11 protein-coding genes are annotated in these 12,066 nt (G+C 19.5%); 9 read left to right on the top strand and 2 right to left on the bottom strand.

Annotation, left to right across the window (positions count from 1 at the left end; translation table 4 throughout):
- Window positions 1–2: 2 nt before the first annotated feature.
- From T403_RS0100795 to T403_RS0100750, 9 genes are all read left to right on the top strand, one after another.
- Window positions 3–1,496 (top strand): MSC_0624 family F1-like ATPase-associated membrane protein, encoded by a 1,494-nt coding sequence (locus T403_RS0100795; RefSeq protein WP_033160920.1) that lies wholly within the window; start codon window positions 3–5, stop codon window positions 1,494–1,496.
- 3 nt (window positions 1,497–1,499) lie between these two features.
- Window positions 1,500–2,015, top strand: coding sequence for an MSC_0623 family F1-like ATPase-associated protein (locus T403_RS0100790; RefSeq protein WP_033160919.1), 516 nt, complete (start codon window positions 1,500–1,502; stop codon window positions 2,013–2,015).
- Window positions 2,015–2,923, top strand: a complete 909-nt coding sequence (locus tag T403_RS0100785; protein WP_033160918.1) for an MSC_0622 family F1-like ATPase gamma subunit — start codon at window positions 2,015–2,017, stop codon at window positions 2,921–2,923. Before T403_RS0100790 ends, T403_RS0100785 begins: the two co-directional genes overlap by 1 nt.
- A complete protein-coding gene (locus T403_RS0100780) occupies window positions 2,916–3,377 on the top strand; it encodes an MSC_0621 family F1-like ATPase epsilon subunit (RefSeq protein WP_033160917.1) in 462 nt (153 codons plus the stop codon). The genes T403_RS0100785 and T403_RS0100780 overlap by 8 nt, the downstream gene beginning before the upstream one ends.
- Window positions 3,378–3,379: 2 nt before the next feature.
- Window positions 3,380–5,548 carry an MSC_0620 family F1-like ATPase-associated subunit gene (locus T403_RS0100775; RefSeq protein WP_033160916.1) on the top strand — a complete coding sequence of 723 codons (2,169 nt, stop codon included), beginning with the start codon at window positions 3,380–3,382 and terminating at the stop codon, window positions 5,546–5,548.
- Between the two features lies 1 nt (window position 5,549).
- Complete coding sequence (locus tag T403_RS0100770) at window positions 5,550–7,082, top strand: MSC_0619 family F1-like ATPase alpha subunit (RefSeq protein ID WP_033160915.1); 1,533 nt, start codon at window positions 5,550–5,552, stop codon at window positions 7,080–7,082.
- Entirely contained in the window at window positions 7,082–8,470 is a 1,389-nt protein-coding gene (locus tag T403_RS0100765) for an MSC_0618 family F1-like ATPase beta subunit (RefSeq protein WP_033160914.1), read from the top strand. The genes T403_RS0100770 and T403_RS0100765 overlap by 1 nt, the downstream gene beginning before the upstream one ends.
- Window positions 8,471–9,112: 642 nt before the next feature.
- Window positions 9,113–9,391 carry a hypothetical protein gene (locus tag T403_RS0100760; protein WP_033160913.1) on the top strand — a complete coding sequence of 93 codons (279 nt, stop codon included), beginning with the start codon at window positions 9,113–9,115 and terminating at the stop codon, window positions 9,389–9,391.
- A 248-nt stretch (window positions 9,392–9,639) separates the two neighbouring features.
- Window positions 9,640–10,146 (top strand): hypothetical protein, encoded by a 507-nt coding sequence (locus T403_RS0100750; protein ID WP_033160911.1) that lies wholly within the window; start codon window positions 9,640–9,642, stop codon window positions 10,144–10,146.
- Window positions 10,147–10,831: 685 nt separating this feature from the next.
- Here T403_RS0100750 and T403_RS0100745 read toward each other — a convergent pair.
- Window positions 10,832–11,686, bottom strand: coding sequence for a deoxyribonuclease IV (locus T403_RS0100745; RefSeq protein WP_033160910.1), 855 nt, complete (start codon window positions 11,684–11,686; stop codon window positions 10,832–10,834).
- Between the two features lie 63 nt (window positions 11,687–11,749).
- Window positions 11,750–11,965 carry an MAG6790 family protein gene (locus T403_RS0100740; protein WP_033160909.1) on the bottom strand — a complete coding sequence of 72 codons (216 nt, stop codon included), beginning with the start codon at window positions 11,963–11,965 and terminating at the stop codon, window positions 11,750–11,752.
- Between the last annotated feature and the right edge of the window lie 101 nt (window positions 11,966–12,066).

Raw genomic sequence — 12,066 nt, 5'->3', positions numbered from 1 at the left:
AAATGTCGAATATACATTTTAAACAAAATAATTTATTTTTTAAATTAATAAATAATAAAAATTTTTATTATTTATTTTTTAAATATTTATTAATAATATTTTTATTTTTAGGTACTTTCTTTATTTTTTCTTTTTCTGATAAAGCTATTTTTATTAATTTAGAATTTAAAAATGTATTATTTGATTTTAGTATTTATAAAAATCAGTTAATTAACTTAATTATTTTATTAAAAACAACGGTTTTATTATTTATTTTTTATTCTTCCTTTATTAAAAATTTTCTTAATTTAAACAATTATAAAGAAACAATAAAAAAATATAAAATTTGGTTTTTGGGCTATATATTTTTTACTTTTACAAGTTTTATTTTAATTTTTGTTTTATATAATCCAAAAGATTTTGAAAAATCTGAAATTACTATTAATTCTTTAAACAAAACACTTTATACTAATATCCTTTTATTTCTATATATTTTATACAATTCAATTTTTAAATTTTATTCTTGATATTTAAATTTAAAAATAAATCCTTTATCAGCTGTAAAAAAATGAATGGTTATAATTAGTGTTGCAAGTGAATTAATTTTATTTTTATTTTACTTTATTTTAATTTTTATTTTTATTAAAAATAACGATTTAAATTCAGAAAATATAGCAAAGGAAATATTTGTTAATAATAAAATTTATGTTTTTATTAGTCGACTTTTTTATACAAACAATTTTTTTAATAACTTTTTAATTTTTGTTTTTTCTCTTCTTTTAACAATGATTTCTATATTTATCAATATAGATAAAATATATTTAACTATTACTAAACAATTACCTAAAAAATATTTTAAAAATATAACAATAGTTTTAACCACAATAATTTTTGCTTTCTTTTTTAACTTTATTATTAATTTAATAAAAACAAAAAATAATAATTCAATTTATGAAGCAAATGATAATTTTAATTTTTTAAATATTTTTATTTATCTATTTTTAGCTTTATTATTAATTTTTTTATTTATCTTTATAAAAATTTATTTTAAAAAAATCATAAATACTTTTTTAAGTAAAACAATCTTATACATTGTATTTCAAATAACATTATGAACTATAACTTTTATAATATTGATTTTAAATAATAGCGAGATAAATAGGTTTAATTTTATTTATTTATTAAGTAGTTTTTTTTCATTAATATTAATTTTCATTTATTTTTGAAAAGATAAATTTAATTCTAATATCCCGATATTTATTACTAATATTTTTTTGATAAATATTTTATTGATTATTGCTATTGAGAATTTAAATTTCATTATTATTAATGAAAGCAATAACTTTATTTTAGAAACGATAAGCGAATATTTTAGCTTTAGCGAAATCATGATTATTAGTATTATTTTATTATGAATTATTTATTTAATTGCAATTTCAATTGAACTTTTAATCATTAAAATAAAAATTTTTAAAAATAAAAAAAATATAAAAACAGAAAGTAAAAAAATGGTGTAAAAAATGAAAATAAAATTTTTTAATTCTAAAAAAAAGAATGAAATTGAACTTAATACTTATTCATTAAATAAAGATTTTGAAGAGGCAAAAAAAGATTCTGATTTTATTTCTTATAATCGTTTTATTTCTACTGTTTTATTCAAATCTGATATTGGTTTTGAAAGTGAAGTTTATAAAAAATTTAAATCCCAATATGAAATGGCAATTGAAAAAAAATTTAGTATTTCATTTGATAAATTTAATATCATATTTACATTAGATAAACTAACAAATGAATTATTAGTTCCTGCTATAAGTTCAGTTCCTAATGCAACGAAAGATTTTATAAATTTTAAAACTCCTCAGCAACTAACAACAAATTCAATTTTTTATAGCAATTTAAATAAAGAAATAATTATTTTAATAAATCAAAAATTTAAAATAGAAATTTTTCCTAATATGATTTTGATTTTTTCTCCATTTTCAAATACTTTTAAATTAATTTTTAATTATAAATTAATAAATAAGGCAAGCCTATAATGCACATAAAAAAAATTATTAAAAAGCAAGAAAATTTAGAAAAAATTTTTAAAAAAGCTAATAGCGAAAAAAATATTTTACTTATTACAATATTAAAATTAAATAATCAATTAAGTTTTTTTGCGAGAAATGCTTTTTTTAATAAAGAATCAATTCAAAAAATTTCTGACTTATACAATATTGACAATGAATTTGTTAAAAGAAGAAAAAATAATTTGTTTTTTTGAAATAAAAAAATGAATAAACAACGTGAACTTTGAATATATTTGAAAGAAAAGCAAAAATATAATGTTGATTCATATTCTAGATATGAAAAAATTATTCTAGAAAATATAAAAACAAAAAATATTGATTTTATCGCTTTAAACAATGAAGCAAAATTATTTTTAGAAAAAAATAATTTAAATATACTTAAAATTTTCGAAACATCTGATAAAAATTTATCTGTTTTTTTAACAACTACTATTAAATATTTATATTTAAAAAATAATTATTCAAAAGTTAATTTTATTTTAAATTCAAATAAAAATCATTCTGGTTATTTTACAATTTTACCTTTAGAAGATTTTGACATAACACAATTTAAAATCGAAGATATAAGAACGATAAATAAAAAAATAAGTGACTATAGTATTTATCCTAATGTTAATACTTTTATAAAGAACTCAATCGACACTTATATAAAGAATTCTATTAATTCACTTATTATTGAATCAAAATTTTATGATGCAAAAAACAACTTAGTTAAATACAATAAAATTATTAAAGAATTAGAACAAAAACTTTTTTTAATTAAAAGGCAAATTATCAAAATTAAAAGAGAAAAAGAATTAGAAGAAATTTTAATGATTACCAAAAACAATAATAAATTAAGCCTTTATGAAAAAGGAAAAAACGATTATGAATAACAAAAAAAATATTTTATCTAAAATAATTATTTATTTTGCAAATAATGAAAAAAAAGTTTTTTGAAATTCAGAATTATTTTTGTATAACAATGAAGAATTAAAATGATTTAATTTAAATAATACATCTCTTGCTAGTTTTGATTATATTTTCATAAATATAGTTGATAGCAAATTGAATAAGAAAAATTACATTTTTTTAGAAAAATGTGATTTAATAAATGAAAACAATGAAGTTATTATTTTTAATTCAAGTATCAAAAACAACTATAGTGAAGTAAACAATTATACAAATAAAAAAGATTTAATTAAAACCCTTAAAAAAGAATTAAATTATTTATTATTATTAAATAAATTAGAAAATTCAATTGATAATTTAATAAAAATGGAAAATATTAAGTCACAAATTTATTTATATGAAGTTTCTAACTATTTAAAAATAGAAAGGATGAAATAAATATGTTTAAAAAGATTAAAAAAAATCTAGTAAAATTTGCATCACTTTCTGTTATTCCTGCTATTATTCCATTTATAAGTTTGAGTGTTGATGTTGGTGAACTTGATTATAAAAATGAAATTAAACAAATGTTTTTAAAAGCAATTGATGGGGCTATTGAAAGAATTGAAAAATTAAAATTAGAAGAAACAAATAACACAGAAAAAATTGATTTTAATGTTCGTTTTTCAAATCTTTTTTATTATGAAAATCTTTTACTTTTTTTAAAAGCTAATAAAGAAAATATTGCTTCTAATCCGTCTGAATATGGTTTTAATACAATTTTTTTCAACAATATTTTTGAAAAAGATAATTATAATTTTTCAGATATTAAATTTAATGATAATGAATATAAAAAAGTTATTTCATTATCAAATAATGATAAAAATTATGATTATAATCCCTTTTTCAAAAATAATGATTCACAAACTAATGTTGAAGTAGATAAAAAAAATAATATTAAAAATGAAGAATTTAAAACTATTTTAACAAGATATGGTAATAAATTAATACAAGAATTTTTTGAAATTGTTTTCAATAAAGATGATATTTTAATTATAAAAGAAGAAGAAATCTTAAAGTTCCAAACATTAAAACAGGATGATGGTAAAGAAATTTCAACTGTTGTTCCGAATTTTTTTCAAGAATCAGAAATAAATAATTTTAACGAATATATCGCTAGCAAATATCAAAGAAGATTTATTGAATTTGATATAAAGCAAAATTTCATTGATGAAAATGAAGAACAAGAAAAAGAAGAAGAGAAAAAAGAAGAAACGGAAGACAAAGGTGAACTTGCACCAGAATTTGAAGAAATTTTACAAACCAACCCTAGTTTAAAAGCTGATGTGATTGATACAGAAATATTAACAAACGTTGAACGTTTAAGAATTTTAACTCCTTTTGTTAATCCTGAACATTTATCTAAATCATTTGTAGAATTAAAAAATAGTTTTAATTCATATAATGGTGAAAATAAATCGGAAAATTTTTTCTTTTTTGATAATCCTATTCTAACTAAGTATAAATATGAAGTTACAGAAATAAACGAAATATCTAGTGATGGTAATTTGCTAGATTTAACAATTGAAATTAAAGATATTAGTGATCCATTAAAAAATAGAAAATATAAAGGGAAAATTAATAAAACTAATGTTTCAACTAATTATCAGACTATTTTCAAAAAAAGCATTGATGTTATAGAAAATATTTATTTAGACATTTATGATAAGTTAGAAATTGGAAAAGAAATGGATTTTTCAAAAATTTTTTCTGGCTCATTAAAAAATCAATTGTTTAATTTGATTATAAATTCAGCTAATAATTTTTATTATGAAAATGATAAAAATGAAACATCAACTGAAAGATTTGCCGAAGTTAAAAAACTCTTTTTTGCTAATTATGAAAAACAATTTTTAAAGCAAAACATTATTTCTGAAAATGAAATAAGGAAATTTGAAAGTGACTGAAAAGAATTTTATATAAATAGTCTTAAAGCGTTTAAATTTGAAAAAGAAAATGGACTTAATTTCTTTAACCTTTTAACTTTTGGTTTTGAAAATGATGTAATGTTTTATAAAAAATTACTTGAAAAAGAAAATGAAAATAAATTAAATGAAAAATTAGAAAAATTATTTGAAATTAACCAAAAATTTGATGTTAATTTAATAAATAAGCTTTTCAATAATTTAAATAAAAATATTGCGATACAAAAAAAGCATGTTATTTCTAATTCCTTTAATACTAATAAATGATATGAAAAATATATGAATAATTTAGAGAAAATAAATAAAGATTTTAAAATAGTTTCTAAATTATTAAACCTTTCAAATATTGAAACTTCAAAACTTAATGAAGAAGATTTGAAAAATTTAAATAATGAATTTTTAGAACTTTATACTAATGCTTTAGAAAGTACAAAAATTGATAAAACTAATGAAAAATATTTTATTTTTATTTTTGGAATTCTTTTTACAATTATAGGACTTTTTTTAAGTGCAATATCATTAATAAAATATAATAGTAAAAAAATAATAAATAAACAAAATATTATTTTTATCTTTTCTTCAATATCCATAACAATATTAGGAATAATTTTAATAATTTTAAAATTTATAGGAGGAATTTTTTAAGATGGAAGCAAAAAAATTAGTTGTAAGTGCTATTTTTGATTATATTGTTGAAGTAACTGGAAATTACAATTTTAAGCAAAGACAAAATTTTACAATTTCTAATAAAACAAATATTAAAATGATGCTTATTAGTGCAAATCGTAATAAAGCTTATTTATTAGCTGATAAAAAATATTTACAAAACATTGAAATCGGTGATGAATTAATCGAAATTAATAGCAATGATTATATAATGACATCTAAAGATTTTTTTGGAAAAATTATAAATATTTTCAACCAAGAAGTTTTTCCAAAAAATCAAAATATTAGTGAAAATTTTTATAATCAAAAAAGCAAAATTTTTGTGCAAAATTCTCCTTTAATGCAAACACAAATTTTAAAAGAACAATTGTATACAGGGATTATTGCTATTGATTTATTAATACCAATTGGTAAAGGACAAAGAGAATTAATTATTGGAGATAGACAAACTGGAAAAACACATATTGCACTTAATGCAATAATTAATTCTGCTAAAAATGGAACTAAGTGTATTTATGTAGCTATTGGACAAAAAAAAGAAGATTTATCAAGAATTTATCATATTTTACAAGATAATAATGCTCTTGCTAATACTATAATTTTAGATGCTCCAGCCATTAGTGCTTATGAACAATATTTATCAATTTATGTTGGTATGGCTCATGCAGAAAATCTCTCTCATTTTCATGATGTATTAATTGTATTTGATGATTTAACTAAGCACGCTAATATTATAAGAGAAATAGCATTATTAACAGATAAACCTGTTGGAAAAGAAGCAATGCCTAGTGATGTATTTTTCTCTCATTCTTCTTTATTAGAAAGAGCTGGATTATTTTTAAATCGTAAATCCATAACAGCGCTTCCAATTTTAAAAACTGTAGATGGCGATATTACTTCTTTAATAGCTTCAAATGTTATTTCGATTACAGATGGACAAATTGTTACAAACAGTGATTTATTTAATTCTAATAATTTACCAGCTATTGATATTGAATATTCAGTTTCAAGAACTGGAGGTAGTGTTCAAAATTATGTTATTAAAAAAATAGCAGGTGAAATTGGAAAAATATATTATTCCTATAAAAAGAATTTAAAATTAGCAACATTAGACTATGAATTAAATAAAGAAACATCAGATCTATTGGCTAAAGGAAGAATGATTGAAAAAATTTTCAATCAAAGAGGTTTTTCATTATATTCTAATCGACTTATTTTATTAAGTTTAAAATTAGTTTTATGACAAACATTTAAAAATGTTAAAGATCATGAAAGAGCAATGAAATTTATTAATGTTTTAATTGATCATAATGAAATGGCTAAAAGTAGTTTTAAAAAAATTATTGAAGGTCAAAATTATGATGAAAAACTAACTCGTGATTTTTTTGCTTATGCATTAAAGCAATATAGTGATCAACTTAATTTAAACTGAGAAATTGAACTAAATAATCAATTTGTTAACTTTACCAATGATGAATGAAATAAAATATTAAAACTCACAGGAGATCGCTAATGAGTGGAAAAATAATTAGATTTGAAAATGATGTTGTAGAAGTTTATTTTTCTGAAAATGAATTACCAAAAATTAATTCAGTTTTAACAATGCATGAAAATCAAACTTTTTTAACAGTTGAAAGAATAATTAATAAAAATATTGTTAAAGCAACTATAATTAGTCAAATTAAAAATATTCAAATGTCAGATGTAGTAACAAATACTAAAAAAGCATTTTTAGTGCCTGTTGGCTCTAGTTCTGCAAATAATATTTACAATTTTTCTGGTAAACCATTACTTCCTAATCGTAATAGTAATTTAAAATATGTAGAAATGAATTCAACAATTAACAAAGAAAGAATTGTTGATGAAAAACCCCAAATAATTGAAACTGGAATTAAAGCAATTGACTTTTTCATTCCTATTATTTCTGGCTATAAACTAGGAATTTTTGGAGGAGCTGGAGTTGGTAAAACTGTTTTAATGAAAGAAATTATTTTTAATATTAATAAAAAATATACACAAAATCAAAGCTATAATGTTTTTATAGGATCAGGAGAAAGATCACGTGAAGCTATAGAGCTTTTTAATGAATTAGAAAATTCAAACTTAATGAAAAATTCAGTGATGTATATTTCAAGGATGAATGAATCAGCAGGTTCTAGAATGTCAATTGTCCCAATTGGTATAACAGCAGCTGAATATTTAAGAGATTATGAGAAAAAAAATGTTTTATTATTTATAGATAATATTTATAGATTTATTCAAGCTAAAAATGAAGTAAGTGCATCATTAGGGATTAAACCTTCAATCGGTGGTTATCAAGCTACTCTAGATAGTGATATCGCTAATATTCAAGAGAGATTATTTAAAAATAAAAATGGTTCTATAACTTCATTTCAAACTGTTTTTTTACCAATGGACGATCTTTCAGATCCTTCAGCAGTTGGAATTTTTAACTATTTAGATTCTAAATTAGTGCTCTCTCGTGAACAAAGTGCTAAAAATATTTTCCCTGCATTTGATCCGCTTGAAAGTTTTTCTAATTCTGTTGATGTAAATATAATAGGCCAAAAACATTTTAACGCTATTCTAGAAGCTAAAAAGATTTTAAAAACTTATAAAGATTTAGAAGATGTTATTTTAATTTTAGGATTTAATGAACTGGATGAAGAAAATAAAATTATTGTTAAAAAAGCTTTACAACTTGAAAACTTTTTTAGTCAGAATTTCTTTACAACTCAAGAGTTTACTAAATCACCTGGAGTTTATGTACCATTAAATGAAACAGTTGAATCTGTTATTAAAATTATTAATGGGGAATATATTAACCAAAGTCCTGAAATTTTTTCTTACGTCGGCTCAGGATTAAAAATAAAAACTGATAAAGAATTAAATTTAAAATAAAAATAAATTATTTTTAATATTTTTTAAAATAAAGATTTAAGTACAACACATTTTTGTTTGTGCTTTTTTTACATTTTTTCAATTTTTCATCATTAATTTATATTAATTGTTTTTTTAAATCTAGTAAAATTTAAATATGAAATCAAAATTCAAAAATAAATTTACTAAACTTTTTGTTTATCGTTCGGTTTGAGTGTTACACACTATCATTTCTTCAAAATAATACAAACTATATAAAAAAAAGATACAAAAAAAGATGAAAATTTATCTAAAATAATTGTTAGAAAAAAAGAAATTTTAGTTAATGAATCAAATTATAAAAATTCAATTATAGAAAAAATAAATAATACTTATCAAATTAAGCTTTTGCTTAATTATTAAGTAGAAAATAAAAATACATTAAAAAAGTGATTTAATTTTTCATATTAAAAAAACTAACTAAAAATTATCATTTAATTCTATTGTAGTTGAGACATTGGATGATGAATTTAGCGAAAAAAAATTGAAAACCAAATTTTTTTTAAAAAAACAAATTCAATTTTAAAATTGCTAATTATTCTAATAGAATTCTTGATAATGAATAAATCCATCTAATTGATTTTCAAAAGAAAATGATAAAGATTTAAAAGAAAAAATTAAAAAATGATAAGCATTTCATTTAAATGAGAAAAATTAAATATTAAAGTTAATAATGAAAGGCAAAATAATAAATTTTTCACTGATTATGATTTGGCTTTAGAAAAATGAAATAGAAATGAGTGAAAAGTTGTTAAAAATATAACTGTAATTAATAGTAATGTTGAAGTTATTGATTTTAATGTTAACGAATCTGAAAAATATAGAATAAGTGTTAAAAAATATGGTAATAATACAACAAATTTAATTGATGATATTTTAGAGGTGACTTATGTTAAAAATTAAAAAATATTAAAAACTATGTGTTTAGTTTTAACTTCAATACCATTATTATCATTTATTTCATGTAGTTATCAAAAAACCAATGAAAATAAAAATAAAGAAAAAAAATATTGAAGTTGAAAAAAAGGGAAGAGTGTGGATTTTAATGAATTGAATGAAGATGAAAAATGATTTCATAAAAATACTAAAAGATATGAAAAAGCAACAAAAAATCTAGATTCTTTATTTAAGAATTATTATAAAAAAGACAATTGGATTTATTCATTTGAGACACATTTACTTTTGGAAATAAAAAACTCCGTGATAATGAAAACTATAAATTTAAGCAAGAATTTTTAGATAAAATTTGAAATAATAATTTTTTCACTGTTAAAGATAAAAATGAATTTATAAAATATTTTGATGAAAATCATTATTCAAAAGAAAAATTCAAAAATTTAGATATTGATAAATTTTTCGAAAAATTTAACATTTTAATTTTTTATGATGAATGAGGACAAAAATTGGGTCCCAAAATAAAAACAATTCGTTTTTATAGAACGATAAATGAAAACAATAATAAAATGAATATTCAATTATTTGATTTTGATTTTATGGTGAGAGTTCAACCGGATATGATACCACTATCAGATATAATATTTTTTGCATACGATAAAAAATATAAAATCAATGTTGATGCAAGCAATTTAAGTAATTTAACTCTTGAACAAAAAGTTGAATTTTTAGAAAAAATGCAAAAAGACTATAGCAATGAATAAAATCCGAATTTTAACATAACTTTATAATAAAAAAACTTTTAATTGTACTAATTATAACCGAATTTTGAAAATAAAATCTCAAGTGCAACATATCTGTGCTTGCGTTTTTATTTTGCATTTTTTTAAATAATGAAAATATTTTTTTAGGTATATTAATTGATATTGTCTTCTAATTTTTAAATTTGTTTATTATTTAAAAAAACATTTTTCTATATATTTAATTTAATTTTTTATTTTTTTATTAATTATTTAGTTTTTTTATTTAGTTTAAAAACGCTTGAAAACTATGTATTTTAACATTAGTATTATTTTAATTCAATTAAAAGTAGGTTTAATTTAAAAAAATATTTGTTATATTTCCTTTTTTAGTTTTGAAATTAGCATAATTGGCTAGATAACTATATATATTATGTGGATTTTTTTGACACCTCTGTTAACAATTGAAACATTAACCTCTAAAATTTTCGCAATTTACCTTATTGTTTACTTTTGTAACATCTATTCAATTATTATTTTTTTACTTTTTAAAATATTGTATTTTTTTAATATAACTAGATATTAGTGTAATTATTATTAATTATACCCTCCTTTTTTGAGAGGTTTTTTTGTATAAAAAAAGTGCTATCCTCATTTAAAATTTTATTAATTTTTAAAAATTTTAAATGTGTTGCACTTATAAATGGAATTAAGAATTTTTTTTATTATTTTTATTTTTTTTATCTAACAAATAAGCTATTTCTTCATCATAAATTGGTTTATTATCTTTTCAAGGAGTTTCTAAAATAATAGGAATATTTTCAAATATAGGATCATGCACTATTTTTTTTAAAATTTCTTTTTTTATAAAACCTTCGCCAATGTTTGCGTGACGATCCTTATGAGAAGCTAAATCATTTTTGGAATCATTCAAATGAATAACTTTTAAATATTTTAAAATTTCTTTATTTTTTAGTAATTCGACAAATTCATCATATTTGTGTAAATCATAACCAGCATCTCAAATATGGCAAGTATCAAGACAAATACCTTTTCTGTCACTTTTAATATTTTCCATAATGTAAATTAATTCGTCAAAATTAGTGCCAATTTCTGTTCCTTTTCCAGACATTGTTTCAATAATAATTTCAACATTTTCAGTTTTTTCTAAAATTTCATTTATCGAACTAATTAATTGATCAACTGCTATTTTTCTTTCAAAACTTGTAAAAGCGCCTGGGTGAAGCACTAAATACTTTAAACCTAAATAATTCATCCTTTCTATTTCTTCAATTAAAAACTTTTTAGCAAAATCAGCTTTTTCAGGATTAGCAGGATTAACTATATATGGAGCGTGAACAACTATATCTTTTTGCTTTATTTTATCTTTAAAATCCCTTAAATATTCAAACAACATAAATTGATCAACATTAGCTCTTTTAGTTGTTTGGGGCGCTCCTAAATAAATCATTGCACAATTTGCATTATTTTTTAATGATTCTTCAATAGCTCCATAAAGATATTTGGGTTTTTTAAATGAAACATGTGAACCTAATTTAATCATAATAAAAATTATACATTTATTTTAAAAAAATAGCTATGTATTATACATAGCTTAAATAATAATTTAATAAACTTTAATTAATTTTTCTTTTGAATGATAATTTCCTTTTTTCTTATCTCTTTCAATGTGATAAATTTCAATTGGAATATTTCCTTCAGTGTGAAGACCTTTTTTTTGTTCACGAATAAATCTAATTATTTCTTTTTCTACATCTTCTAAGTTATGTCCTTCAGCAATAACTTTTTTTGAAGATTTTAAAATTGCTTTATATTGATACATATAGTCTCCTAAATAAATTTTATTTATTTTTTTTTATTATAATTAAATTATGATATTTTTTATTTAAAATTGTTCTAAAAATAATTAAAAAATTTTTTTTA

This window comes from Mycoplasma collis ATCC 35278, assembly GCF_000701825.1.
Classification (GTDB): Bacteria; Bacillota_I; Bacilli_A; order Mycoplasmatales; family Metamycoplasmataceae; genus Mesomycoplasma_A; species Mesomycoplasma_A collis.
This window is presented reverse-complemented; position numbering and strand designations above follow the sequence as displayed.